The sequence below is a fragment of the Bordetella sp. BOR01 genome, assembly GCF_019218885.1.
Lineage (GTDB): Bacteria > Pseudomonadota > Gammaproteobacteria > Burkholderiales > Burkholderiaceae_B > Bordetella_A.
In genome coordinates, this window is sequence record NZ_JAHUWT010000002.1 from 285,524 (window position 1) to 311,457 (window position 25,934).

General features: G+C 63.3%; 26 protein-coding genes. 17 read left to right on the forward strand and 9 right to left on the reverse strand.

The features are described 5' to 3' along the window. Positions 1–73 precede the first annotated feature (73 nt). The 3 genes from KW845_RS09150 to KW845_RS09160 are packed head-to-tail and all read left to right on the forward strand — an operon-like array spanning position 74 to position 2,774. On the forward strand, positions 74–868 hold the full coding sequence (locus KW845_RS09150) for a class II aldolase/adducin family protein (RefSeq protein WP_218368922.1): 795 nt from the start codon (positions 74–76) through the stop codon (positions 866–868). A 35-nt stretch (positions 869–903) separates the two neighbouring features. Next, on the forward strand, positions 904–1,767 hold the full coding sequence (locus KW845_RS09155) for an amidohydrolase family protein (protein ID WP_255592512.1): 864 nt from the start codon (positions 904–906) through the stop codon (positions 1,765–1,767). Between the two features lie 32 nt (positions 1,768–1,799). Further along, positions 1,800–2,774: a tripartite tricarboxylate transporter substrate binding protein gene (locus KW845_RS09160; protein WP_218368923.1), complete on the forward strand. Its 975-nt coding sequence runs from the start codon at positions 1,800–1,802 to the stop codon at positions 2,772–2,774. A 46-nt stretch (positions 2,775–2,820) separates the two neighbouring features. Here the strand turns inward: KW845_RS09160 and KW845_RS09165 are convergent, their stop codons facing one another. Further along, positions 2,821–3,102 carry a peptidylprolyl isomerase gene (locus KW845_RS09165; RefSeq protein ID WP_218368924.1) on the reverse strand — a complete coding sequence of 94 codons (282 nt, stop codon included), beginning with the start codon at positions 3,100–3,102 and terminating at the stop codon, positions 2,821–2,823. Positions 3,103–3,295: 193 nt separating this feature from the next. Between KW845_RS09165 and KW845_RS09170 the strand changes: the two genes are divergently transcribed. After that, complete coding sequence (locus KW845_RS09170) at positions 3,296–4,291, forward strand: tripartite tricarboxylate transporter substrate binding protein (RefSeq protein ID WP_218368925.1); 996 nt, start codon at positions 3,296–3,298, stop codon at positions 4,289–4,291. 15 nt (positions 4,292–4,306) lie between these two features. After that, positions 4,307–5,287, forward strand: coding sequence for an asparaginase (locus tag KW845_RS09175; RefSeq protein ID WP_218368926.1), 981 nt, complete (start codon positions 4,307–4,309; stop codon positions 5,285–5,287). A 66-nt stretch (positions 5,288–5,353) separates the two neighbouring features. On the opposite strand, the gene KW845_RS09180 is transcribed toward KW845_RS09175, so the two are convergent. From KW845_RS09180 to KW845_RS09200, 5 genes are all read right to left on the reverse strand, one after another. Continuing rightward, on the reverse strand, positions 5,354–7,741 hold the full coding sequence (locus KW845_RS09180; RefSeq protein ID WP_218368927.1) for a TonB-dependent siderophore receptor: 2,388 nt from the start codon (positions 7,739–7,741) through the stop codon (positions 5,354–5,356). A 150-nt stretch (positions 7,742–7,891) separates the two neighbouring features. Then, positions 7,892–8,929: a FecR family protein gene (locus KW845_RS09185; protein WP_218368928.1), complete on the reverse strand. Its 1,038-nt coding sequence runs from the start codon at positions 8,927–8,929 to the stop codon at positions 7,892–7,894. An 18-nt stretch (positions 8,930–8,947) separates the two neighbouring features. Beyond that, positions 8,948–9,535 carry a sigma-70 family RNA polymerase sigma factor gene (locus KW845_RS09190; RefSeq protein ID WP_255592513.1) on the reverse strand — a complete coding sequence of 196 codons (588 nt, stop codon included), beginning with the start codon at positions 9,533–9,535 and terminating at the stop codon, positions 8,948–8,950. A gap of 307 nt (positions 9,536–9,842) precedes the next feature. Next, positions 9,843–10,892, reverse strand: coding sequence for a cyclase family protein (locus KW845_RS09195; protein WP_218368929.1), 1,050 nt, complete (start codon positions 10,890–10,892; stop codon positions 9,843–9,845). Between the two features lie 31 nt (positions 10,893–10,923). Then, the gene (locus KW845_RS09200; protein WP_218368930.1) at positions 10,924–11,910 is read right to left on the reverse strand and encodes a tripartite tricarboxylate transporter substrate binding protein; all 987 of its coding nucleotides are present in this window, start codon (positions 11,908–11,910) and stop codon (positions 10,924–10,926) included. A gap of 141 nt (positions 11,911–12,051) precedes the next feature. Here KW845_RS09200 and KW845_RS09205 point away from each other — a divergent pair, with 141 nt between their 5' ends. From KW845_RS09205 to KW845_RS09235, 7 genes are all read left to right on the forward strand, one after another. After that, positions 12,052–12,924, forward strand: coding sequence for a LysR substrate-binding domain-containing protein (locus KW845_RS09205; RefSeq protein WP_218368931.1), 873 nt, complete (start codon positions 12,052–12,054; stop codon positions 12,922–12,924). A gap of 385 nt (positions 12,925–13,309) precedes the next feature. Then, entirely contained in the window at positions 13,310–13,981 is a 672-nt protein-coding gene (locus KW845_RS09210; RefSeq protein WP_218368932.1) for an RraA family protein, read from the forward strand. 7 nt (positions 13,982–13,988) lie between these two features. Further along, positions 13,989–15,218: an aminotransferase class I/II-fold pyridoxal phosphate-dependent enzyme gene (locus tag KW845_RS09215; protein WP_218368933.1), complete on the forward strand. Its 1,230-nt coding sequence runs from the start codon at positions 13,989–13,991 to the stop codon at positions 15,216–15,218. A gap of 19 nt (positions 15,219–15,237) precedes the next feature. After that, positions 15,238–16,068 (forward strand): ABC transporter substrate-binding protein, encoded by an 831-nt coding sequence (locus tag KW845_RS09220; RefSeq protein ID WP_218368934.1) that lies wholly within the window; start codon positions 15,238–15,240, stop codon positions 16,066–16,068. A 25-nt stretch (positions 16,069–16,093) separates the two neighbouring features. Next, positions 16,094–16,798 (forward strand): amino acid ABC transporter permease, encoded by a 705-nt coding sequence (locus KW845_RS09225; protein WP_218368935.1) that lies wholly within the window; start codon positions 16,094–16,096, stop codon positions 16,796–16,798. Positions 16,799–16,804: 6 nt separating this feature from the next. Continuing rightward, a complete protein-coding gene (locus tag KW845_RS09230) occupies positions 16,805–17,506 on the forward strand; it encodes an amino acid ABC transporter permease (protein ID WP_218368936.1) in 702 nt (233 codons plus the stop codon). Further along, positions 17,503–18,225, forward strand: coding sequence for an amino acid ABC transporter ATP-binding protein (locus tag KW845_RS09235; protein WP_218368937.1), 723 nt, complete (start codon positions 17,503–17,505; stop codon positions 18,223–18,225). The genes KW845_RS09230 and KW845_RS09235 overlap by 4 nt, the downstream gene beginning before the upstream one ends. Here the strand turns inward: KW845_RS09235 and KW845_RS09240 are convergent. The 3 genes from KW845_RS09240 to KW845_RS09250 all read right to left on the reverse strand — a co-directional run bounded on the left by KW845_RS09240 (position 18,215) and on the right by KW845_RS09250 (position 21,215). After that, positions 18,215–19,126: a LysR family transcriptional regulator gene (locus KW845_RS09240; protein ID WP_218368938.1), complete on the reverse strand. Its 912-nt coding sequence runs from the start codon at positions 19,124–19,126 to the stop codon at positions 18,215–18,217. The two genes, KW845_RS09235 and KW845_RS09240, sit on opposite strands and share 11 nt — an antisense overlap. Before the next feature lie 41 nt (positions 19,127–19,167). Beyond that, complete coding sequence (locus KW845_RS09245) at positions 19,168–20,139, reverse strand: tripartite tricarboxylate transporter substrate binding protein (protein WP_218368939.1); 972 nt, start codon at positions 20,137–20,139, stop codon at positions 19,168–19,170. Positions 20,140–20,306: 167 nt separating this feature from the next. Further along, positions 20,307–21,215 (reverse strand): LysR family transcriptional regulator, encoded by a 909-nt coding sequence (locus KW845_RS09250; RefSeq protein WP_218368940.1) that lies wholly within the window; start codon positions 21,213–21,215, stop codon positions 20,307–20,309. A 155-nt stretch (positions 21,216–21,370) separates the two neighbouring features. Here KW845_RS09250 and KW845_RS09255 point away from each other — a divergent pair, with 155 nt between their 5' ends. The 5 genes from KW845_RS09255 to KW845_RS09275 all read left to right on the forward strand — a co-directional run bounded on the left by KW845_RS09255 (position 21,371) and on the right by KW845_RS09275 (position 25,830). Continuing rightward, on the forward strand, positions 21,371–22,420 hold the full coding sequence (locus KW845_RS09255; RefSeq protein WP_255592514.1) for a TRAP transporter substrate-binding protein: 1,050 nt from the start codon (positions 21,371–21,373) through the stop codon (positions 22,418–22,420). 70 nt (positions 22,421–22,490) lie between these two features. Continuing rightward, entirely contained in the window at positions 22,491–23,105 is a 615-nt protein-coding gene (locus KW845_RS09260; RefSeq protein WP_218368941.1) for a TRAP transporter small permease subunit, read from the forward strand. Then, on the forward strand, positions 23,105–24,397 hold the full coding sequence (locus KW845_RS09265) for a TRAP transporter large permease (RefSeq protein ID WP_218368942.1): 1,293 nt from the start codon (positions 23,105–23,107) through the stop codon (positions 24,395–24,397). The genes KW845_RS09260 and KW845_RS09265 overlap by 1 nt, the downstream gene beginning before the upstream one ends. A gap of 24 nt (positions 24,398–24,421) precedes the next feature. After that, on the forward strand, positions 24,422–24,910 hold the full coding sequence (locus KW845_RS09270) for an ureidoglycolate lyase (protein WP_218368943.1): 489 nt from the start codon (positions 24,422–24,424) through the stop codon (positions 24,908–24,910). After that, the gene (locus KW845_RS09275) at positions 24,910–25,830 is read left to right on the forward strand and encodes an allantoinase PuuE (RefSeq protein ID WP_218368944.1); all 921 of its coding nucleotides are present in this window, start codon (positions 24,910–24,912) and stop codon (positions 25,828–25,830) included. Before KW845_RS09270 ends, KW845_RS09275 begins: the two co-directional genes overlap by 1 nt. Positions 25,831–25,934 lie beyond the last annotated feature (104 nt).

The window sequence follows — 25,934 nt, forward strand, 5'->3', positions numbered from 1 at the left end:
CTCGCGCGCGTTGCCGCGGCGATACCAATTCCCCATTGATTAGTTTTTATTATGCCTGACGAGGAGTACCCAGGTGAATACCCGATACAACACCCAGTTTCCGTCGCTGCAAGACCAGGTCGACGCCGCCGAATGGCAGGCGCGCAAAGACCTGGCGGCGTGCTACCGGCTGATGGACCGCTACGGCATGACCGACATGATCTACAACCACATCACCGCCCAGATCCCGGGCAAGCCCAATCGCCTGCTGATCAACCTGTATGGCCTGCTGTACAAAGAGATCACGGCGTCCAGCCTGGTCGAGATCGACTACGACGGCAACATCTGCCGCAAGCCCGATACCGACTACGGCATCAACAAGTCAGGCTATGTCATTCATGGCTGCATCCACCGCGCCCGTGCAGATGTGCACTGCGTCATCCATACCCACACCCGCGCGGGCATGGCCGTGTCCGCCATGCGGGAGGGCCTGCTGCCCATTACGCAGACGGCATCGCGTTTCCATGGCCACATCGCCTACCACGCGTTCGAGGGGCCTGCGGTCGACCTGGGCGAGCAGGAACGGCTGGTGGCCGACCTGGGGCCACATAACGCGATGATCCTGCGCAACCACGGCTTGCTGGTATGCGGCGCCTCTATCGCGCAGGCGTTCAACCTGGTGTACCAGTTGGAGATGGCCTGCCGCACGCAGGTCGATGCCATGGCGGGCGGGTTCGACCAGGTGCTGATGCCCGAGACCGCCGTGCTGGATCGATCGGCCCATCTATACCAGCCCGGCACACGCAGGCCTTACGGTGAACTGGAATGGCACGCCATGTTGCGCCTGCTGGATGCCGAGCCCGGCGGCTACCCGTCGTACGCCAGCTGATCCGTCCTTCGACCGCTTACCCGAGACCGCCTTCCATGCCTTCCGACATTCCCGCAGGCGCTTGCGACTGCCATGTGCACGTGTTCGGCCCAACGTCGCAGTATTGCTTCGACCCGGCACGCACCTATACCCCCGCCGAGGCGCCATTGGCGCAGTTGGACGCCCTGCATCGCGGCCTGGGCATCGCGCGCAGCGTCATCGTGCAGCCCAGTCCCTATGGCACCGACAACCGCTGCCTGCTGGATGTATTGGCGCAGCTGGGCGATGCCGGCCGCGGCGTGGCCGTGATCGACGCCACAACCACAGACGAGGCGCTGGCCGCCATGCACCGGGCAGGCGTGCGCGGTGTGCGCGTCAATCTGGAAACCTCGGGCGAGCACGACCCGCAGGTGGCGCGGCGCAAGCTGCAGCAGGCCGCCGCGCGCGTGGCGCCGCTGGGCTGGCATGTGCAAACCTATACCAACCTGGCCACCTTTGCGGCCCTGGCCGACAGCCTGCCCGACCTGCCCACCACGCTGGTGGTCGATCATTTCGGTCGGGCGCAACCCCACCTGGGCCTGGCACAGGTCGGGCTGGACCGCCTGCTCGACGCCGTGGCCGCTGGCCGCGTGTATGTGAAGCTGTCGGCCCCTTATCGCATCTCGCGCGTAGCGGATTACGCCGATGCGGCACCCTTGGCCCGCGCGCTGGTCGATGCCAACCCCGATCGCATGCTGTGGGGGTCCGATTGGCCGCATCCCGGCTCGGCCGCAGGCGGCCCGCTGTCGGTGGATGGCATTACCCCATTCCGCCAGGAAGACAACCACCGCGCGCTGGCACGTTGCCTGGAATGGGCCGGCAGTGCCGAGCGCGCGCGGCGGATCCTGGTAGACAACCCCGCGCGGCTCTACGGCTTCTGACCACCCACTATATCCAGAACACGGAGAGAGACATGAACATGCGTTTATATGCGCTGGCGGCGCTGGCCGTTGGCGCTGCCTGCATCGCCGGCCCCTTGCCGGCCCGGGCTGCCTATCCCGAGAAACCGATACGCATCGTGGTACCCCTGGCGCCGGGCGGCACTGTGGATCTGGTGTCGCGCTTGTTGGCGAAGGGCCTGTCCGATGAACTGGGGCAGTCCGTCATCGTCGAGAACAAGCCGGGTGCCAGCGGGCTGATCGGCACCCGCGATGTCGCGCATGCCAAGCCCGACGGCTATACGCTGCTGGCGGTGGCCAATACCTTTGTGTCGGCGCCGGCCTTCGTGCCCAATGCCGGCTACGACCCGCTGAAGGATTTCGCGCCCATCACCCAGACCTGCCAGATTCCCATGGTGCTGGTGGCGCATCCCTCGGTGCCGCAGCGCACAGTCAAGGAACTGATCGAGCGGGCCCGCGCCCATCCTGGCGAGGTGTCTTTCGCATCGTCGGGCATAGGCTCGACGGGCTACATTGCCGCAGAGCTGTTCAGCCGGCAGGCCGGTATCGAGCTGTTGGGCGTGGCCTACAAGGGCAACGGCCAGGCGCTGACCGACGTGGTGGGTGGGCAGGTAATGACGATGTTCGACCAGGTCAGCACGTCGGGCCCCTACATCGGCACCAACAAGCTGCGCGCATTGGCCGTGACAACGGCCACGCGTTCGGTACTGCTGCCCGATGTGCCCACCATTGCCGAGTCCGGACTGCCGGGGTACGAAGATGTCACGTTCAACGCCATCCTGGCGCCGGCCGGCACGCCCGCGGCCATCGTGGCGCAGCTGCACGAAGCCATCGGCAAGGTGCTGGCGCAGCCGGCGTTGCGCGAGCAGTTGGGCGGGCAGGGGGTAGAGGTGAAAGTCAGCGACAGCCCCGCGGCGTTCGGGGTGTATTTGAAGCAGGCAGCGCAGAAGTACCAGGGCATTGCCCAGAACCGGCCCGCCGGGTCTTGATGGACCGGGCCGGCGCTGCGTGGTGGGCACGCGCCGGCCGGCAAGCTCAGCCCTGGCGGTCGGTGACTTCGACCAGGTGATATCCGAATTGGGTCTTTACCGGGCCTTGCACCTGGTTCAGCGGCGCGCTGAACACCACGGTGTCGAATTCCGGCACCATTTGCCCGGGGCTGAAAGTGCCCAGGTTGCCGCCATCGCGGCCAGAGGGGCAACTGGAGTTCTCGCGCGCCACCTGGGCAAAGTCGGCGCCGCCTTCGATGGCGGCCTTCAGTTCATTGCACTTCGCTTCGGTGGAAACCAGGATATGGCGGGCGCTTGCTTGAGTCATGGGTAGGCTCCTTGGGGTAACAGGTCTGGCACTACCGAAGCAGATCGCCACAGACCGGGTAAGACGGGCGCCTTGATCAAGATTCGTTCATACCCTGATCAAGAAAAATCGTGTGGGCGCCCGGGAAGAAAGTGTTCATATTGCACTAGTCTTCCGTTTCAGTAAAACGTCATCCTGAAACAAGGGGAACAAGATGATCAATCAACGTCTGTGCGGCCTGGGGCGGCGTCTTGCCGCATGCCTGGCCGTCGCGGCCGCGGCCGGCGGCGGCGCCCTGGCCGATGAGGCCGCCGATTATCCGCAGCGGCCCGTCAAGATCGTGGTGGGTTATTCGCCGGGCGGGGCCACCGATGTCATTGCGCGCCTGGTCGCCACCGAACTGTCCAGCGAGCTGGGGCAGTCGTTCATCGTCGAGAACAAGCCCGGCGCAGGCGGCAATATCGCCACCGAGAACGTGATCCGGTCCAAGCCCGACGGCTACACGCTGCTGGTGCTGACCATCCAGAATGCCACCAATATGTCGGTGTACAAGAACATCGGCTACGACACCAATAAAGATCTGCAGCCTATCGCCCAGTTCATGGCGTCGCCCAGCGTGCTGGTCGCATCGCCCAAGCTGCAGATCGATAGCCTGCAGGCCTTGATCAAGACGGCCAAGGCCGACCCCACGGCACTGAGCTATGCTTCCACCGGCGTGGGCGGTTCGCCTCACCTGGCGGGAGAAATGCTCAAGTCGCGTGCCGGCATCGATATGCTGCACGTGCCCTATAAGGGCACCGCACCGGCCATGACCGATGTCATCGCCGGCAACGTCTCGGTCAGTTTCATGACCACGCTGGGCGTGCTGGAACAGATGCAGTCGGGCAAGATGCGCCCGCTGGCCGTGGCCTATGGCAGCCGCCTGGCCGAACTGCCCAACGTGCCCACCATGGCCGAAGCCGGCCTGCCCGATTTCGAGGTCACGTCATGGAACGGCCTGGCCGCGCCCGCCGGCACGCCGCCCGCCATCGTGGAAAAACTCTCGGCCGCCGTGAACCGCATCCTGCAAAAGCCCGCCATCCAGGAACGCGTGCGCGGCCTGGGCGGCCAGGCGGTGCTGCGCAACCCGCAAGAATTCGCGGCCTACGTCCAGGCCGAGACCGACAAGTGGGCCCAGGTGGTGAAGGCCGCCAATATCTCGATGGACTAAGCAGGAACACGTGCCATGCAGAAATGTGCCCTGATCACCACGGGCGGCACCATCGTGTCGCGTATCGACCCGGCCACCGGCCTGGCCATGCCGGTGCTGTCCGGAGCAGACCTGATGGCGTCGCTCAAGCCGTACGGCGACGTGGGCGTAGTGGAAATCCATGACGTCGTGCGCGTGGCCTCGCCGCAGATCAGCCTGCCGGATTGGGTGGCCATCCACCAGCGCGTGCAAGCGCTGGCGCAGCGCGACGACATTGCCGGCATCGTGGTCACCCACGGCACCAGCACGCTGGAAGAAACCGCCTGGTTCCTGGACCTGGCCGTCGACACACCCAAGCCCATCGTGGTGACGGGCGCCCAGCGCAATGCATCGGAGCCCGATTTCGACGGCCCGCGCAACCTGTACAACGCGCTGTTGATCTGCCGTTCGGAACAGGCGCGCGGGCAGGGCGTCATGGTGGCGTTGAACGACCACATCAACGCGGCGCGCGAGGCCACCAAGTCGCATACGCTGGACGTCGAGACTTTCCAGTCGGGCGAATGGGGCTACCTGGGGGCGATCGTGCGGCAGAAGGTCACCTTCCATCGCCGCAGCTGCCGCCGGCTGCATGTGCCCCTGCGGGCCCAGTCGCTGCCGCAAGTGGATATCGTGCCGATGTACGTGGGCGCCAGCGGCGCCGCCCTGCGCGCCGCGCTGCAAGACGGCGCGGCCGGTATCGTGGTGCAGGCCGTGGCGTCGGGCCATGTGAACGAAGCCTTGTTCGACGCGGTACTCCAGGCGCGGCAGCGTGATGTGCCGGTGGTCCTGTCCACGCGCATCCCGCGCGGCGGCACGCGGGCGGGCTACGGCTTTACCGGTTCGTCGCAATTGATGCTCGAGCACGGCGCAGTACTGGCCGGCGACCTGTCGCCCTGGAAGGCCCGTATCCTGTTGATGCTGGCGATCCAGGCGGGCAAGGCCGGCACCGCACAACTGCGCCAGTTGTTCGATACCTGAGAAAGCCCGCCCATCGTTCGCATAGTCCCCGGGGCCGGTATGTCCCCGGGGGGCACATGGCGCTGCCTACCAGCGATAAGAAGTCGTCAACGTCACCAGCCGGCCAGTACCGTACGAGCATGAGCCCCATTCCGAACACTGGGTGAAGTACGCCTTGTCGGTCAGGTTGCTGGCATTGAGCGCGACGCGCCAATTGCGGTTTTCCCAAGCCAGCATGGCATCCAGCAAGGTCACCGAAGGTGTCTTGGGCACGTCCAGCCCTTCGGTCGATTCGTCGACGAAGCCGCTGGCGTAGTGCACCCCTGCGCCGACGGTGAAGCCGTCAAGATTACCCAGCGAAAATCGATAGGTGCTCCACAGCGCGGCCTGCCGCTTGGGAACGCCCGTCAATTGCCTGTCGACATTCAAATAGGTGAAGCTGGCGTTGATATCCATGCGCGGGGTGATGGAGCCCACCCATTCCAGTTCCAGGCCCGTATTCCGGGTCTGGCCGCGTTGCGCGACTTGTGTTTCGGAAATCTCTACCGTGCGGTTGACTTCCCGCAGTTCGAACACGGCGGCCGATGCGCGCCAGTCTTGCGCGGGCGGCTCGTACTTGACGCCGGCTTCCCATTGCTTGCCGCGCAAGGGCTTGAGCTGCTGGCCGTAACTCGTATTGGCCTGGGGCAGGAACGATTCGGCGTAGCTGATATACGGCAGCAGTCCGGGCACGATCTCGTACATCAGGCCGACCCGCGCGGAATCCGCACGGTCGTTGCGGTCGTCGGTACCTTCTTCCCAGTTCTTGGCTTCGTCGTGCCGCCAGCCTGCCAGCAGAATCCAGTTCCGCCAGCGCATTTCGTCCTGGATATAGACGCCCAGCTGCTTGACGCCGCTGGTGGCGATAGGTTCGCGCGGCGGCGGTTGGTAACCCTCTTGGTAGACGGGGTTGAAGACGTCGATCGGGGCCAGCCCGGTGTAGTCATCGACGCCCGAGCCCGAGTCCCGGTACCGCAGGAAATCCAGCCCTACCAGCAGTTGGTGCTCTACCTGCCCGGTCGAGAATTTCCCCAGCAGATTCTGGTCGGCCGCCAAAATCGTCGTGTCGTGCTTCCAGAAATAGCCGGCCCGGTCCAGCATGCGCTGTTCGGCATCCAGGTACGGCGCAAAGACATCGAATGCGGCGTAGTCGGTCTTGTTCTTGGTCCAGCGCGTGCTTTGCCGGAAGGTCCACTGATCATTCAGGTTCTGGCGGAACGACCAGCCCGCCTGCAGGCTGTCGGCATTGAAGTGATCGTAACCAGGCTGGCCAACGAAGGTATGCCGCGAGATGCGCCCATTCGGGTTCGGCAGGATCGTGCCTTCCCAGGGCAGGGTGCTGCCGGAATCCCCGCTTGCCCGGTCTTTCTGCCATTTCAGCCGCAGGGTCAGCTCGGTGTCGGCACTGGGCGCCCAGGTCAGTGACGGGGCGATCATCTGGCGGTCATCCTGGCCGTAGTCGACCTGCGTGCCGCTTTCGCGGCCCAGGGCCACCAGCCGGTACAGCCAGGTGCCGTCTTCGGTCAGCGGGCCGGTCAGGTCCGCCTGCAACTGGCGCAAATCGTGGTTGCCCACCTGCACACCCACTTCGTGCTGCGCCTCGGCCTGGGGCAGTTTGCTGACATTGTTGATCAGCCCGCCCGTGCCGCCCTGGCCGTACAGCATGGATGCCGGCCCGCGCAGCACCTCCATGCGCTCCATCAGATAGGGTTCCACGCGCGGCGTGCTGGTCCAGAAGTTCACCCGGTCTTTCAGGCCGTCCAGGAAAATGTCCTCGATCTCCACGCCGCGCGCCTGGGCCGTGTCCATGCGCGAACTCGCCCCGTAGATCGAGGTACGCACGCCGGCGCTGTAAGTCAGGGCCTGGTCCAGCGTATTCGAAGCCGTGTCGCGTATCTGGTTGGCGGTTACCACCGAGATCGATTGGGGGGTTTCGACGATAGGAGTATCGGTTTTCGTGGCGGTGGCGCTGCGCTGCGCCATGTAGCCCACCACCGGGCCGGTGGCGAATTCGGTCTGGCCCGTGACAGTGACGGTCGGCAGCTCGCTGACGCTGGCGGCGGGCAAGGGTTTCAGCACATACCGCCGATTGGCATCCGGCACGGCTTGCAGGCCGGTGCCGTCCAGCACGCGGCCAAGGCCTTGCGCCGCCGTGTAGCTGCCCTGCAGGCCCGGGCTGCTTTTCCCGTTGGCCAGTTCGATCGAGCCGGCCAGGTAGATGCCCGCCTCGCTGGCAAATCGCGTCAACACCGTCCGCAAGGGGCCGGCGGGGATGTCGTAGCTGCGCTGCGCGGACGGCGCGGCGTCCGCGGCGGATTCTTGCGCCGCACTGGCCTGGCCGGGCGCGATCCAGCTGCTTGCCATGATGGCCACGGCCGCCGCCATGCGTATTGCCGCGCTCAATGGCCGCAGGGCATGCTCTGGGCACCTGTGCATGAAGTGTTCCTTTCAACGATGACTGATGAAATAGCGGGCCTGTCGTCCGCGCGGCCATGCCGCGGCGTTCGACGATCGGGGCTGCCCTATCTCTAAATCAATCGAGAAGGGGAAAAGCGGAACTCTTGCTGGGAAAAAACTTGCCCCGGCTCATGGGCGGGGCGGTTGCTGCGCCGGACGGGCGTCGACCGATATCCACCACGGCAGGGGCCGGCGCACCTGCAGCGAGGCCACTTCGGCCAGCATGGCCAGGGCGCCATCCACATCGCGCAACGGGAACGTACCGAACACGCGTCGCTGCGCGACGTCGGGCGCCAGGCTGATGTGGCCGGCATGGTAGCGGCCCAGCTCGGCGACGACATCCGCCAGTGAAAGATCCCAGGCCAGCAATTCTCCACGGCTCCAGGCCTCGCGCGCGGCGTCGGCCGAGTCCGGCGGCATGATGCCGTCGGCGTCGAAGCGGGTTTGCCGGCCCGCCGGAATGGTTTGGGTGGCGGCGGTGCTTGCCGTGCGTATCTCGACCGATCCTTCGTACACCGCCAGGAAGGTGCGGCCTGGTTCGCGGCGCACGGTAAAGCGGGTGCCCAGGGCGCGCATCGTGCCTTGCGGCGTGTCGACGACAAAGGGCCGCGGGTCGCCCTGGGCGGTGGACACCAGGATTTCACCCGCCACCAGCGCCAGCTTGCGCAGGTCTGCCCGCATGTCGGCGTTGAGCGCGCTGGCGGTGTTCAGCCACACCTGCGATCCGTCCGCCAGCCTGAATTCCTGTATATCGCCGGCGCCGGTACGGTAGTCGGCGGCCCAGGCGGTGACGATGCCCGCGATGGGAGAATGAGACCAGCCTGCCCATCCCAGCAGGCCGGTGCCCGCCAATGCGCCCAGCCCTGCCAGCACGCGCCGGCGGGATTGCACGCGCGCGTGCACGGCGCTTACCTTGGCGGCCATCAATTGGGGGTCGGGCGTGCTGCGCAAAGGCGCCAGGACGCGCTGGCTGACCGATTCCACGTACTGCCATGCCAGCCGGTGATGAGGGTGCGATGCCAGCCATGCCTGCCAACGGGCCTGGTCTGCCGCGCCGGCCTCGCCCGAGATCAGCAGCGCATACCACTGAGCGGCGTGTTCCATGACCTCGTGCGTCGGCCGGGCCTCGTCGCCCAGCACGTTCGGCCACCCAGGGTCAGCCGACATCGATCGTGGCCCGGTCAGTCATGGCATGGGCGCCTGCCGCAGCGCGGCAGCCGTGTGTGCGGCATGCGCCTGCATGCAGCGCAGCATGGCTTGCGCCACATACTTGCGCACCATGCGCGAAGACACGCCGAGTTCGCTGCCGACTTCCGCCGCGGTCATGCCGCACACGGCCGACATCAGGAAGGCCTGCGCCGCCTTGCCGGGCAGGCCCATCAGCAATTCGGCAATTTCCTGCAAGGCTTGCAGCACGGTCGCCTGGCGTTCCGCCGATGGCGCAAACCCCTGGGGTTGCGCGGCCAGCGTGTCCAGCCAGGCTTGCTCGATCTCGCGACGGCGCCACAGATTGACGCACATCCCCTGGGCCATCGTGCGCAAATACGCCCGGGCTTCGATCTTGCTGTTGAAGCCGCGCGAGGCGGGTTTCAGGATCAGGCGCAGGAATGCCTCATGCGCCAAGTCCGCCGCATCGGCGGCATTGCCCAGGCGCCGCTGCAGCCAGGCCCTGAGCCAGGCGTGGTGATCCGTGTAGAGCGTATCGATCGACGGCGAAGAAAGATAAGGGGATTGCGCGGCATTCACGATCGAACGCTCTGGGGGAGTCTTCAAAAAGGGGGAGTTGCACCTGGATGGTAATGGAAATAGTTCTTGTTTTAAAGTTTCAGGCGCCCCCACGCGCATTTCCCCCAGCGAGTGAAGCATTCTCGCCACCAGGGTTTTCCCTAGTAACCGTGCCGAGCCGGCAGGTACGCCAGGTGTCAGGCTCCCATGGCACTACCTTAAGGCGTAAGCATGGCATTGCCAGGTGTCAGGCTCCGCAGGTGCCTGACACCATGGTGTGCAAGACTGTCTCAGTCGTAGGGTGTCAGGCACCCTGACGGGAGCCTGACACCTGGCAGGCGGGCAGCCGCCCCGCCTAGATGGTGGCCACCGGCGTCACGGGCGAACCCACCGCGCCCGGCAGGCGCAGCGGCGGCGCGGTCAGGAAAAACCGGCTGCGGCCCTGTGCCGCCAGCGTGGCCGCCAGCTCGGTCAGGTGCCACAGTTCGCCCAGCGGCACGCCCAGCTTGAACAGGCACAGCTCATGGATGGGCATGAATGCGCCCTGTATGCCCAGCGGGCCCTGCGGCGGGCGGCGTTCCACGGCGTAGTTGTCGGCGACCAGTGCGGCGATCTGGCTGTCGCGGATCCAGTCGCGCAGGCGCTCGTCGCGGCCGTCCAGCACGCTGCAGGCCCCATGCAGCACATGCGGGTCGGGCTGGCGGTCCATGGACAGCAGCACGTCGGCAAAACCCGTGTGCAGGCACAGCATGTCGCCGGGCTCGACCACGATGTCGTCCGCCTTCAGGACCCGCATCAGGTCGTCGTAGTTCACCTCGCGGCGCTCATCGCCGTAGTGCTTGCGCAAATCCACCAGCACGCCCCGCCCCTGGATGGGGGTGGCGGCGAAGTTGTCGATGCCCAGCCTGGCCGCGCGCACGGGCTGGTGCTCGCCCTCTTCGGCGGCGCGCGAGGCGCCCTGGATATGTTCGCCCGCGGCGTAGCCGTTGTAGTACACCGGCACGGGCTCGCCCGTGCCGTGCACATCGAACATCGAACCCACGTGCGCGAAGCTGTCCCACTGCGTGGAGTACTGGGTGTAAAGCACGACGTAGTCGTCGCAGATGACGTCGGTTACGCCCGGGTGTTCGCAGCAGTGCGCCATGTTGTAGGCGAACTTGCCCTTGCGCGTGGTGGCGCGCAACTGTGGTGGATACCGGAACGGGTTCAGCAGGTTGCCGCCGGGGTAATCCAGCGGCAGGCTCAGGCAGAAGCGCTGCCCGCTGGTGATTTCCCGCGCGGCCGTGGCCACCCGGGCAGGGGTCAGCAGATTCAGGCGTCCCAGTTGGTCGTCCGGGCCGAAGTCGCCCCAGTTCGATCCCGGTGGCCGGTGCTTCCAGCGTTGTTGCCCGCGTTCGCCGTGCATGGTCGTCCTCCTGGTGTGTCCCGTCTTGGGATCATTGGACCTTGATGTCGGCGCTTCGGATCACCGAGCCCCATTTTTCGGATTCGCTCTTGATGAAGGCGGCAAACTCCTGCGGAGAGTCGCCGATGGTCAGCATACCCTGCGTGTCGAGCTTCTCGCGCACGGCCGGGTCCTGCAGCGTCTTGACCAGCGCGGCGTGCAGCTTCTGCACGATCTCGGGCGGCATGTGGGCGGGCCCGATGATACCCATCCAGCCCACGGCCTCGAAGTCGTCGTATCCCATGCTTGCCAGCGGCTTGACCTCGGGCAGCGCCGGAATCGACTCGCGCGTGGTCACCGCCAGCGCGCGCAGGTCGCCGCGGTTGACGAAGGGCGTGACCGTGGGCGAAGCCTCGAACAGCACGTCGATCTGCCCGCCGATCAGGTCGGTGATGGCGGCCGGCCCGCCTTTGTACGGCACATGCAGCATCTGCACGTTGGCGCGCTGCTTGAACATTTCCTGGGTCAGGTGGCTGGTCGAGCCGTTGCCGGGCGACCCGAAATTCAGCTTGTTGGGGCGGGCCTTGGCCGCCGCCACCAGGTCTTGCACCGACTTGATGTCCGACTTTGCCGAGACGACCATGGTCTGGGCCACGGCGGCCACGTCCATGATGGCCGTGAAATCCTTCACCGGGTCGTAGTTGGTGTTCTTGAACAGGTGCGGGGCAATGCCCAGCGGGCCGCTGGAGCTCATGCCCAGGGTGTAGCCATCGGGCGCCGCGCGCGCCACCATGCCTGTGCCCAGCGTGCCGCCGGCCCCCGGCTTGTTCTCGACGATGATGGGCTGGCCCAGCACCTTGGCCAGCCCATCGCTTACCACGCGCGCCAGCAAGTCCACCGACTGGCCGGCCGGGTAGGGCACCAGCATGGTAATGGGCTTGCTGGGGTAGGCATCCTGGGCGGCGGACGCCGGCAGCACGAATTGCCCCAGCGCGACAGCCAGCGCGGCGGCTTGCACCATGTTCTTGGTTCTCGTCATGTTGTCTCCGATATGCGCCGGTGCGGCCGGCAAATTATTCATGCCCTGGGTCGCAAGGCGCCCGGGCTATTGTGATTATGCGGAAGGCGGACGTCTTGCTGCTGTGTTTAAGCTACCTTTAGAAGATATAAAATCTACGATGTGAACACCCACTTCCTTAGCACGCTATTGGCGATCCATCGGTACGGATCCATGGCCGAAGCCGCCCGGCGGCTGAACATCACGCACGGCGCGGTGGCCCAGCAGATCCGCGCGCTCGAGTCGCACGTCAACGCACCGCTGGTGGCCCGGTCCGGCAAGACCGTGCACCTGACCGAAGCCGCGCATCGCATTCTCGAGACATCGCAGAAAATATTGGACGATGTCGATGCGCTGACCGTGCTGGCGCACACCCGCGAAATCCGCGGCGAACTGCGCCTGGGCACGGGCAATACCTCGCTGAACAGCACCGTGCCCAACATCCTGGCCACGCTGGCCGCGCGCTATCCTGACCTGCACGTATTCATCCGGGCCGGCCTGTCCACCGAGTTCTATGCCGGTGTCGAAAGCGGCGAACTGGATGTGGCTATCGCCGTGGAAGCGCCGTTCGAGCTGCCCAAGAAACTGGCGTGGCGCCTGCTGCGCGAAGAGCATTTTTCATTGCTGGCCTCGGCCGGGCACCAGGGGCGCAGCGCGCAGAGCCTGCTCAACAACGAAGACTTCATCCGCTACGAAACCGGCAGCTGGATCGGTAACCTGATCGACCAATATCTGAAGAAGTCGGGCATTGCCACGCGCGATCGCTATGAACTGGCCTCTACCGAATCGATCGCGCTGATGGTCAACAAAGGCCTGGGCGTGGCTATCGTGCCCAATGCCTGGCGCTTGTGGAAGCAGGGGCTGAACGTCATCAGCCTGCCCTTGCCTGTGCCGTGCCAACCGCGCCGGTTCGGGCTGATCTGGGCGCGATCGTGTCCGCGCATGCAGTTGGTCGAGGCGTTCGTGAAAGCGGCCGAACAGGAATATCGGGGGTGAGCCGGATGGTTCCACCCTGGGTGGAACCTGGTGTCAGGCTCCGTAGGTGCCTGACACCAAAGTGTGCAGCGACTGTCTCAATCGTACGGTGTCAGGCACCCTGACGGGAGCCAGACACCTAGGCACAGCCCCGCCACGTCGTATGGGGACTTACCCCTATTCGAGAGCTATCGTGGTGCGGGCAACACGCGCGGACGACTCAAGCCGCGGACAACTCAAGACAGCGCAAGTGTCTGTCAGAAAAGAAGAATTTTTCAAAACTCCGGGCTCGCGAGCGCTATTCGCAACAAAACATTCCTTAAAGGAATAAAAACTTAGGCGTTTAATTCCCTTTTGACTAACCGGGGTTTTTTGCATGATCGCTACTTCCAGGAGTACCGACCCCATGCAAAACTCATCGCCCTTTACCCTCAATTCCGCCCCGCCGGTGCTTGGCGCCGAGCTTGCTGCCGCATTGCAGCCCATCGTGACCCCGCACTTGAGCGACAACCTGCACCGCCAGCGCGGCGTGGTCGGGTTGGCGCGCTATAACCGCCGGGGCAAGCTGGTGGGCAGCGCGCTTACCGTCAAGACGCGTCCGGGCGACAATCTGTTCATCTACAAGGCCATGACCCTGATCCAACCCGGCCACGTGCTGGTGGTGGACGCGGGGGGCGACCTGACCAATGCCTGCGTGGGTGAAATCATGAAGCGCTACCTGCAGCAGCGCGGTTGCGTGGGCCTGATCGTGGACGGCGCCATTCGCGATGTCGCGGCGTTCGAGAACGACGATTTTCCGTGCTACGCCCGCGGCCACGTGCACCGCGGTCCCTACAAGGACGGCCCGGGCGAGGTGAACGTGCCCGTCAATATCGGCGGCCAGGTGATCCAGCCCGGCGATGTGATCGTGGCCGATGAAGACGGCATCGTCTCGTTTCCCGTCAGCCAGGCCGACGCGCTGGTGCAGAAGGCCCGCGAGCATGCCGCCAAGGAAGAAAGAATCATGGCCGAGATCGCCGGCGGCGCCGAACGCCAAAGCTGGCTGCATCCCGTGCTTGAAGCGAAGAACCTGCTGTAGGCCCACCATGACCGCAAACTCTATCCAACACGGCCCGGCCGGATTCCTGGCCCGGCGCATGAGCGCCATCAAGCCTTCCCCCAGCATGGCCGCCAAGCGCAAGGTCGACACCCTGCGCGCCGAAGGCAAGACCATCATCGACTTCACGATCGGCGAGCCCGATGTGAGCACGCCGGCGCATATTGCCCAGGCCGGCATCGCCGCGATCGAGAGCGGCGCCGTGAAGTACACGTCGTCGGCCGGCATCCGCGAATTGCTGCTGGCCATCCAGCAAAAATTCAGCCGCGAGAACAATCTGTCGTTCGCGCTGGACCAACTGGTGGTGGGCACGGGCGCCAAGCAAGTCATCTTCTCGGCGCTGCAGGCCACGCTGGATCCGGGCGACGAAGTCATCATTCCCACGCCCTACTGGGTGTCCTACCCCGACATGGTGTTGCTCAATGATGGCAAGCCGGTCATTGTGCCGACCACCGAGGCCCAGGGTTTCAAGCTGGTTCCCGACGCGCTCGAGGCCGCCATCACGCCGCGCACCAAGTGGCTGCTGCTGAACGCGCCCAACAATCCGTCGGGCGCCACCTACAGCGCAGCGGAACTGGCCGCCTTGCTGGCCGTGCTGGAACGTCATCCGCACGTACTGCTGATGGTCGACGAGATCTACGAGCACTTTTGCTACGATAGCCGCTACGTGTCGCCGCTGGCGGTCAAGCCGGGCCTGGCGCCGCGCGTGCTGCTGGTCAATGGCGTGTCCAAGGCGTACGCCATGACCGGTTGGCGCGTGGGCTACGCGGCCGGGCCGGCCTGGCTGGCCAAGGCGATCTCGACCCTGGTCTCGCAATCCACGTCGTGCGCCAGCCAGATCTGCCAGGTGGCCGCCGCCACGGCGTTGTCCGGCGACCAGCAATGCGTGGCGGACATCATCGCCCTGTACAAAGAACGCCGCGACGTCATCGTCGGCCTGCTCAACGGCATCGCGTCCTTGTCGTGCCCGCTGCCCGAAGGCGCGTTCTACGTCTTCCCGAATATCCAGGGCTTCATCGGCAAGCGCACACCCGAAGGCAAAGTCATCGAGAACGACCTGGATTTCGTGCATTACCTGCTGGACGCCGCCGGCGTTGCCGTCCTGGACGGTACCGCCTATGGCAACCCCGGCTACATGCGCATGAGTTTCGCCACCGACCTGGAAACGATCCAGACCGGCTGCGAAAAGCTGGCATGGGCATGTGGCCAACTTAAATAACATTTCACGGGAGAAAATCATGAGCTTCAAGAATATGCTGAAGGCCGTGCCGCTGCTGGCTTGCCTGGGCATGGCCAGCGTGGCGCACGCCGACGCGCTGTCCGACATCAAGGCACGCGGCACGCTGGTGTGCGGCACGCTGGGCACGTCCGAGCCCTTCAGCTTCCAGGACCCCAAGACCCGCCAGGTCGTCGGCTATGAAGTCGACCTGTGCAAAGAGATCGCCGACCACCTGGGCGTCAAGCTCGAGGTCAAGATGATCGCCGTGGCTGCCCGCATTCCCGAGCTGGCCGGCGGCCGGGTCGACGTGGTGGCCGCCAACCTGGGCTGGAGCCCCGACCGCGCCAAGCAGATCGACTACAGCTACCAGCACTACGTCAGCCCGCAGAAAATCCTGATCCGCCGCGATGACGCGGGCACGCTCAAGACCAACGCCGACCTGGCCGGCAAGCGCGTCAGCGCGGTGTCGGGCTCGTCGTCGGAAGCCGGGGCCAAGCGCCTGATCCCGGATGTGACCACCGTGACCTTCAAGGATCCGCCCACCGCGTTCATGGCGCTGCAACAACGCAAAGTGTCGGGCTTCGTCGGGTCGGAACTGATGCTGCTGAAGTTCGCGCAGGAAGCCGAATCGTCGCCCGTCAAGCTCGATATCATTGAAGAGCCGCTGTTCGTCGAGCCGTGGGGCATCGGCATGCGCAAGGGCGAAGACGGCCTGCGCACCGAAGTCGACAAGGTGCTGGCCGGGCTTGAAAGTTCCGGCAAGATGCAGGTCATCTTCGACCGCTGGTTCGGCCCGGACACCAAGTTCCCGACGAAGCGTGTCTTCAAGGTCGAGGAAATCAAGGGTTGATGCCCGGCGGGGCGGGTAGCTGCTTATGAACTACACATTGGATTTCGGTGCGTTACTCAGTAACGGCTACCCGACGCTGATCCTGGGGGGGCTGGTCACGACCCTCAAGATGACCCTGCTTGCCTGGCTGCTGGCTTTCGGGCTGGGCAGTTCGCTGGCCGTGCTGCGCATGCTCAATATCCGGGCGCTGAACGCCCTGATCGCGGTGTACGTGGCATTTCATCGCAACGTGCCCATGCTGGTGCACATCCTGCTGTGGTATTTCGGGGTGGCGGCCATCGTGCCGCCGGCCATCAACGACGCCATCAATATCATCGGCGGCGAATTCTTCTATTCCACGATCGCCATCGGCCTGGTTACCGCGGCCTATGTGGGCGAAGACCTGCGCAGCGCCATCCGGGCGATTCCGCGCGGCCAGATGGAAGCCGCGCGCAGCCTGGGCCTGAGCTACCTGCAAGCCATGCGCAAGGTGATACTGCCGCAGGCTTTCAAGATATCGATCCCGCCGCTTACCAACCAGACGCTGCTGCTGTTCAAGAACACCAGCCTGGCCATGGCCATCGGGCTGATCGAGCTGACCGGCGCGGGCCGCGAGATCGAATCCGCCACGTTCAAGACCTTCGAGATCTACACGGTGGTAACGGTGCTGTACCTGGCGATTTCGCTGCTGCTGATGCTGGCCGGCGCCCATCTTTCCAAACGGGTCGCTTACGTGACCAAGGCCCGGTAATACGCAATGCTGGAAATCCTATCCAATAACTGGCTGCTGTTGCTGGTGGGCCAATGGCCCAACGGCCCCATGGGCGGGCTGGTCGCCACCGTCGGGCTGGCGCTGGTCAGCTTGCTGCTGGCGTTTCCCATCGGCGTGCTGCTGGCGCTGGGGCGCATCAGCACGCACAAGATCTTCTACTGGCCGGCAACGGCCATCGTGTACGTGGTGCGCGGGCTGCCGCTCATCATGTTCATCTTCTGGGCCTATTTCTTCCTGCCCCTGTTGATCGGCAATTCGGTCAGCGGCGTGGTCACCATGGCCGCCGCGCTGATTATCTACGAAGGCGCGTACCTGTCCGAGATCATCCGCAGCGGCATCCAGGCATTGCCGGCGGGGCAGATGGAAGCCGGCCGTTCGCTGGGCCTGTCGCACATGCAGGCCATGCGCAAGATCGTGCTGCCCCAGGCGCTGTACAACACCATCCCCAGCATGCTCAGCCAGTTCATTTCCACGGTGAAGGAAACCTCGCTGGGTTTCGTCATCAGCGTGCATGAGCTGACCTTCGCCGCGGCCCAGGTCAACAACATCCTGCTGACCAAGCCGTTCGAAGTGTTCACCCTGCTGGCACTGACCTACTTCATGCTGAACCTGATTCTTACCGGCATCGTCAAGCTCGTTGAAGCCCGCATGGGCGGAACGCGTACCGTGGCCCTAGGCAACCCATGATCGAATTCAAGAACGTCAGTAAATGGTATGGCGACTATCTCGCCCTGGACAACATCAACGCCGGCGTGCGCCAAGGCGAAGTGCTGGTTGTGTGCGGGCCCTCGGGCTCGGGCAAGTCCACCCTGATACGCACCATCAACCGCCTGGAGCCCATCCAGCAGGGCCAGATCCTGGTCGATGGGGCCGATGTCCACGGCAGCGGCTCGCTGGACGAAATGCGCAGCCATATCGGATTCGTGTTCCAGCAGTTCAACCTGTTTCCGCACATGAACGTGCTGGACAACCTGATGATGGCGCCCGTGCTGCTCAAGCGCATGGGCAAGCGCGACGCGCGCGACCACGCCAAGGCCCTGCTGGAACGGGTGGGCCTGGGCCACAAGGCCGACGCCTACCCCGGCGAGCTATCCGGCGGCCAGCAGCAGCGCGTGGCGATTGCCCGGGCACTGGCCATGAAGCCGCGCATCATGTTGTTCGACGAGCCCACCAGCGCGTTGGACCCGGAGATGGTCAACGAAGTGCTGCTGGTCATGAAGTCGCTGGCCGCCGAGGGCATGACCATGGTTTGCGTCACGCACGAAATGAACTTCGCGCGCGACGTGGCCGATACGGTGTGGTTCATGGATGCCGGGCGCATCGTCGAGCAGGCGCCGCCCGAGCAATTCTTCTCCCAGGCGAAAACCGACCGCGCGCGAAAGTTCCTGGCCGACATCAGGCACTGAGCCCGCCGCCATACGGGCGCGAAAAATCGCACACGTCGCGCGCAATACGCGCGATCTCTTGGTAGAACATGGTGTTCGACTGCTTGGCATACATGGCGCAGTACATGGACGTCGGCATGGCCTTGGTGGTGCGCACCAATACCAGCTTGCGGCTCTTGAACAGATCCGAGAAATAGCCGGTAGGGATGCAGGCCACGCCAAAGCCTGCCACCGTCAACCCCACCATCGCCTGCAGACTGTTGATGGTGAACAGGTTCGACTGCGACGCATGAGGGGCAAGCCATTCATCGTAGATGGCGTTCAGGGCCGAATCCGGATCCTGCCGGATGATGTTCATGCGAGAGATATCTTCCGGGGTATAGATCTTGGCCGGGGATACCACCGCAGGGCTGCCCGCCCAGCCGAAATCGACTTGCGCGATCGGCTCGGTTTCCAGATAGGGATTGCGTATTTCCCAATGCAGGATGGCCATGTCCAATTGCCCGTTCAGCAGGCTTTGCTGCAGGTGCCAAGCCATGCCGATCTTGGGCTGCATGATCAGCTCGGGAAACGAAACCCGCAGCGCTTGCATCAGTTGGGGCAGCCAGGTCATCGCGGTGATTTCGGTAATGCCCAGCCGCAGCGAGCCCGAGAAAGGCTTGAAGCCTTTCATCTTCAGCAGCATCTGGTCGCGCCGGCCCAGCAGGTCGGCAGCCATTTCCAGCAGCTCTTCGCCGGTGCGGGTCAGCGTGGCCTTCTGGCCGCTGCGGTCGAAGATCTGGATATTGAAGCTGGTCTCGAGTTCCTGGATACGCTTGGTGATCGCCGATTGGGTGGTGTTGAGCCGCTCGGCCGCATTGGCAAAGCCGCCCAGTTGCACCACCCAATAGAGCGCTTCGATTTGCTTGAAAGTCAGCATCATGGCCGAGGCCTTCCGTTGCGTATCTGCCGCGCGGCCAAGGCTCAGTCGACCGAGGCGCCAGACCGTTTCACGGCCTTGCCCCATTTCTCGACTTCGCGGCCGACAAAGTCGCTGCCTTCAGCCGGCGCGTAGACAAGCGGCTGGGCTCCGCGATCGGCCAGGGCCTTGGCCATGTCCGGCGACCGCAAAATCGCGTTGATCTTCTGATTCAGATAGGCAACCACGTCATCGGGTGTTTTCGCCGGTGCGAAAATCATCGCCCAGCCCACCGCCTCGAAGCCGGGCAGGCCCGATTCGGCCACGGTGGGCACGTCGGGCAATTGCGGCACGCGTTCACGCGTGGTCACCGCCAGCGGCACGGCCGCCTTCGATGCCACATGGGGCAGGGCGGCCGTGACCGAGTCCACCATCAGGGGCACATGGTTCCCCAGGAAATCAGCCTGCGCCGGGCCGCTGCCCTTGTAGGGGATGTGGCGCAGTTCGACCTGGGCATCGGCCTTGAACATCTCGGCCGACAGGTGCTGCGTGCCGCCGATGCCGGCACTGGCGTAGGCCAGTTCATTCGGCTTGGCCTTGGCCTGCTCGATCAATTGGGTCAGTGAGCTGATGCCGCTTTGCGGCGTGGCCAGGAAGATCAGCGGCACGGTAAAGATGCCGCCCACAGGCTTGAAATCGTTCTTCAGCGAATAGCCCGGGTTGCTGTAGAGCGTCTGGTTGACCGCCGCGGCGCTGCCGCCCACCACCAGGGTGTAGCCGTCAGGGGTGGCACGGCCGACAAACTGCATGCCAATATTGCTGCCGGCCCCGGCCTTGTTCTCGACCACGACGGGTTGGCCTATTTCCCTGGCCAACTGTTCGGCCACCATGCGGGCAAAAATATCGGTCGCCTGGCCAGGCGGGAAGGGCACGACCAGATTGACAGGCCGTTCGGGATAAGCGGCGTGGGCAACGCCCGCGGCACTGAGGACAAGGCTGGCTACCAGGCCGGTCAGGCCCTTTAGTCGCTGCGACATAAAACACCTTTCTTCGAAACTCTTGATGAAATGCTCTGGTATGCATGCGGCAGCGGGGTCACCTTGCCGGCATCGACGGATTGTAGCCAGTGCCGGTGTATGCGCCCTGCCCGGTAGTGCATTGAGCAGGCCTGGATTGGAATTCATCACCCCGGCAGGGGCGTGTATTAACAGCCCAGGCTGAACTGGCGTATCCAATTTCGTGTTTCCTCAACCAGCAAAAGCGCCAGCCGTGATGGCGTTCGGTTTTTCGCCGAAACGGCGAATGCTTCGACTTCAATTTCGGGCTTGAAGGGGATCAAGGCCAGATCGTTGCTGCGGCGAATCTGGGCCGTGGCGGAGAACCAGTCCACGATTGCCACGCCCGCGCCAGCCTGGACCAGCAGGCAGGCTGTTTCTGAATATCGCACCTCTATCGCGGTCCGGTATGGCGTTCCCGCCTGCTTGAACGCGTTCAGCACCAACGGACTTAGCCGCGACCCCATTTCAAGGCCGATCAAAGGGTAGGGCGACAGGTCATTGGGGGTGACAACCTTGTGCTTGGCCAGGGGGTGCTTGATGGGGACCAGGCACATCATTTCTACACGCGCCACCGGCAGCATCTGCAGGGTTTGATTGAGCTCGGGCTCGAGCGCGATGGCAAAGCCAATATCCGCTGCCCCGGATTCGATGATCTCGATTACGTTGTAGGAGCGGCGCACATCGAAGAACACCTTGACCTTCGGGCGTTGACTCAGCAGTGCATTAATGGCTGCCGGTAGAACCGAATGCCCGAGCTGCGGGGTGGCCACGATGCGTAACTGGCCCAAGCGTTCTTCCTTCAGTTCCTTGACTGTCTGGTTCAGTGCCTTGGACAGCAAGAAAATCGACTCCGACTCGCGAAACAGAATCCTGGCTTCTTCCGTGGCGGTGAGGCGGTTGCCGATGCGATCAAACAGGGCAAATTCAACCTGAGATTCCAACTGACGTATGGCGCTGCTGACCGCAGGCTGAGATATCTGCAAAGACCGAGCGGCGCCAATGGTGGTGTGGCTCTGCATGACAGCGCGGAATATCTCTAGTAAGCGCAGATTCACTATAACTGTTACCTATAGTAGAGGCCAAAAATTTAATAATTGATTATTTCATCAGAGTATTCATAATTCAAGCGACAAGAGGAAAGATACGCAGGGAACAACTACGCGGAACCTGGCTTTCATGCCTTGGCGCAACTACTTAGGGGATGTTGATCATGATTGCAGCAGCACTGAGCAAGACAGCGGCCTTGCTTGCCTTGACCGTTGGACTTGCATCACTGGCGGGGGCCGAAGAAGTAAAAATGCGGGTACTGGGCTGGTATGGCAATCAGCCCCAGTCCCAACAGGTCGAGCGTCCATTCTGGAAGGATCTGGGCAAACGCACAGACGGCGCGTTCTCTACCAATTTCCGCACCATCGACGAACTGGGCCTGAAGGGGTTCGAATCGCTGCGAACCCTGCAAAGCGGCGCGTTCGACATCGTTTCCTTCCAGATCAGTTTTGTCGGCGGCGAGGCGCCGGTCCTGATGGGGGCCGATCTGCCCGGCGCTGCCTTTGACTTCGATCAGTTGCAGAAGAACCTGGCCGTGTATCGCCCCATCCTGGAAAAAGAGCTCAATGATCGCTTCAAGGCCAAGCTGCTGACGGCCTGGTCATTCCCGTTCCAAATCCTGTACTGCAAAGGCGATATCAAGAGCCTGGCTGACCTGAAAGGCAAGAAAGTCCGCGTTAGCGGCACCTACACCGCCAAGCTGGCCGCGGACCTGGGTGCAGCAGGCGTGACCCTGGCGGGGCCCGAGGTATACCAGGGGCTGATGCAAGGCGTGGTGGATTGCGCGATTACCGGCAGCCAGTATGGCAATAGCAACGACTGGTTTGAAGTGGCCGAGACGCTCAGCCCGATTCCTCTGGGCGGTGCTGGAGTCGTGTTGCATGTGGCGCGCAATGCATTCTGGGACAAACTGTCCGCGGAGCAACAGGCCGTGTTGTCGAAAGAAATGCAGCAACTGGAAACCGCGCTCTGGGATATCAGCCGCCAGGGGCACCAGGATGGACTGAACTGCAATACCGGCAAGCAGCCGTGCACGGGCAAGCCCGGAAAGATGACGCTGCTCGAGCCCGCCGCGGCCGACGTGCAAGAGGTCAAGACGATCTTGGGCACCTCTATCGTTCCGATGTGGATCGAAGATTGTTCGAAGTTCTCCAAAACATGTGGGGACGACTGGTACAAGACGATCGGCGCCGCCGCCGGCATCAATAAATAAGGGTCTGGTGTCCTGAAGACAGGTTTTGCCAGGCGCAGGCCTGGCAAAACGCGCAACACAGGTAGTGCTTATGAACCGATTTGCCGATTTGCTGTGCCGCGCATTGCAGGCCATCACCAACAAGGCTTGCCTGGCGGCCGGATGGGCATTGGTCGTGTTGTCGGTGGTCATCGCCGTCAATGTGCTCGCCCGAAAACTATTCAACTATTCGCTGCAGGGCGTGGACGAATATGGCGGGTACTGTCTGGCCATCTGCGCATCCATCGGGTTCTCGCAGGCCGCTTACGAAAAGGCGCACATCCGGATCTCGGTCTTGACGGATCTGCTGCCGACCCGCATACGGGCTTGCAGCGATATTCTCGCGTTGGTCATGCTGACGGGCATGGCGGTTACCTTGGCCATCAAGGCCTGCGATGTCGCGCTCACCTCGTATTCGATGCAGGCGCTGGCCACCAGTTCCCTGCGCACGCCCCTGGCGATTCCGCAGGCCATGTGGGCGGCAGCGTTGTGCTGGTTCAGCTTCATCCTGATCATCCAGTGTTTGCGCGGCCTGCTCCAGTTGACCCAGCGGGACTGGGCCGGCATTTGCAGGAACTACGGCGTGCCGAGCGTCAATGACGAGATCGAAGAAGAACTCCGGGTGGCTCAGGATCGCATGAAAGGCAAACTGGAAGGGGCACATTGATGCTGGTCGGAGCACTCTATTTTGGCGGGCTGGTGCTGTTCTTGTTCGCCGGCATCCACGTAGCCAGCGCGATCTTCATGACCGCCATGGTCAGCGACTGGGCCAGTATGCAGGTACTGCCCAGCATGATCGGCAACACGATGTGGAGCACGATGAACGAGTTCCTGCTCGTTGCCATTCCCTTGTTCATTCTGCTGGGCGAGATCCTGACACGCAGCGGTGTCGCCGACCGCATGTACAAGGCGCTGGCCGCCTGGCTGCAATGGCTGCCGGGCGGGTTGCTGCATACCAACATCGTGACCTGCGCCTTGTTCGCAGCTACGTCGGGGTCCAGCGTGGCAACGTCGGCCACTGTCGGTACCGTGGCGCTGCCCACCTTGCAAAGGCTGGGATACCGCGAGCGGCTGGTGTTAGGTTCGATCGCCGCGGGCGGGACGCTGGGCATCCTGATTCCGCCCAGCATCAACATGGTGGTCTATGGCGCGCTGGCTGAAGTGTCGGTGGGAAAGCTGTTCGCTGCCGGCATCATCCCGGGGCTGGTGGTGCTGCTGCTGATGATGCTGGTGATCGTCGTGCTGGCGCTGGCCGGCAAGGTCACGTCCAGCAACGAGAAGCTCATTATCCCGCTGCTGGTCAGGCTGAAACTGCTGCTGAACGTCTTGCCCGTCGTCTTTATCTTCAGTTTGGTCATGGGCGGCATTTACCTTGGTATCGCCACGCCCACCGAGGCCGCGGCATTGGGCGTGGTGGGAGCCATCATCATCGCCGCGCTGAACAGAACGTTGTCCATCGCCATGTTGCACGCGGCATTCCTGTCGGCGCTGCGCACCACGGCCATGGTGGTGCTGGTAGTGACCACCGCCTACATCCTGAACTTCTCGCTCAGCCTGGCCGGTATTCCGCAGGCCCTGTCGGAGTACATCGGTGAACTAGGCTGGTCGCCTATTGCGACCATCTGGGCTTTGGTGGTTTTCTATCTGATCCTGGGCTGCTTCCTGGAAGCCATTGCCATGATGGTCACCACCGTGGGGGTGGTCGTGCCGCTGATCGTGTCACTGGGTTTCGATCCATTGTGGTTCGGCATCTTCATGACCATGATGATGGAATTGGCGCTGATTACTCCACCTGTCGGACTGAATCTCTTCGTTGCGCAGAACATCCGGCTGTCGCGAGGGGGCATCAGCGACGTATACATCGGCGTGCTGCCATTTGCCTTCGCGATGATGGTGTTTGTCGCATTGCTTATTTACTTTCCGCAGATTGCGCTGTGGCTACCCGGCAAACTATTTTGAGTTCGGTTCGAGGCAGATTCATCTATGTATTTAACCGCCAGTAAGCTGAACGCCGAGGCATTTTCCCCGTATGGTGAAGTGGTCGAGCATCGCGGGCAGGCCGTAAGGAATACGCTGTCCAATCCGTTCAGTTCAGCCGGGCCCGACATGGCATGGGGCTTCTCGGTCAACCTGCTGAGCCGGCAGGCACTCGATCGCATACGGGTGCGCACCTTGGAAAGGCATCCGTATTCGGCCCAGACGTTCATCCCGCTGGTTCCGTCGCGGCACGTGGTCGTGGTGGGTCTGTCTGACCACGCCGGAAAATTATCCATCCCGACCTTGCGCGCCTTTATTACCAATGGCCGGCAAGGTATTTCGTACAAGACCGCGGTATGGCATTTTGCCTTTACCGCGATCGATTCCGATTCGGAGGTGGCCGTCATTCTGGGCAAGACGGGCCGCGATGACGACACCGAGTACACCGAGCTCGATAAAGATGCCCTGATTGTTCCCGATCGCCAGGAATCGTGATGACTATTGACCCCGCTTTGCTGACTCGACGCGATTTCGTGGGTTATGGGGAAAACCCACCCGATCCGCGCTGGCCGGAAAAGGCTCGCCTGGCTTTGAATATCGTCATCAATTATGAAGAGGGCTCGGAGGCATCGTTCGACGACGGCGACGGCATCAGCGAAATCGGCCTTACCGAGGTAAGCGGTAAAAGCTTCGCCAGCCGGGACCTTGCCGCCGAATCGATGTTCGAATACGGCAGTCGGGTGGGCATATGGCGCGTGCTGAGGTTGCTGCAGGCACATCAGTTTCCCGCCACGGTATTCGCGTGCGCCAGGGCCCTGGAACGCAATCCGTCAGTGGCACGCGCCGTCATGGACGCCGGCTACGACATCTGCTGCCATGGCTTGCGATGGACCGCCTTGCAATCCTTGACCGAAGAGCAAGAGCGCCAGGAAATCCGCCAGGCCATCGAATCGATCCAGCAAACCACCGGGACGGCTCCTCAAGGGTGGTATTGCCGCTATGCTCCCACCGTCAATACTCGCAAGCTGCTGCTCGAGCAGGGCGGGTTCCTCTATGACTCGGACAGCTATAACGACGAGTTGCCCTACTGGATAGACACGGGCGACGGCCACCACCTGGTCATTCCGTACACCCAGGCACACAACGATGCCAAGTTCGTGCGTAGCGGCATCGCCACGGCGGGTGACTTCTTCGCTTTCCTGCGCGATTCCTTCGACATGCTGTATGCCGAAGGGGCTGCACAACCGAAAATGATGTCGGTGGGCCTGCATATGCGCTTGATCGGTCATCCAGGCCGCGCCGCGGGGTTGGCGCGGTTCCTGGACTACGTGGCCTCGCACGACCAGGTCTGGGTCTGCCGGCGCATCGACATTGCGCGGCATTGGCACGAACACCATCGCCCGTCGGCGTTATAGCCAGCCTGCTGCGCCGCCGTTGAACATGCTGGGCCTGCGCGCCGCCCAGGCGCGGATATCAAACGCGACGCCGGCCGGCTGGCACCCCGATGCCGGCTTCGCGC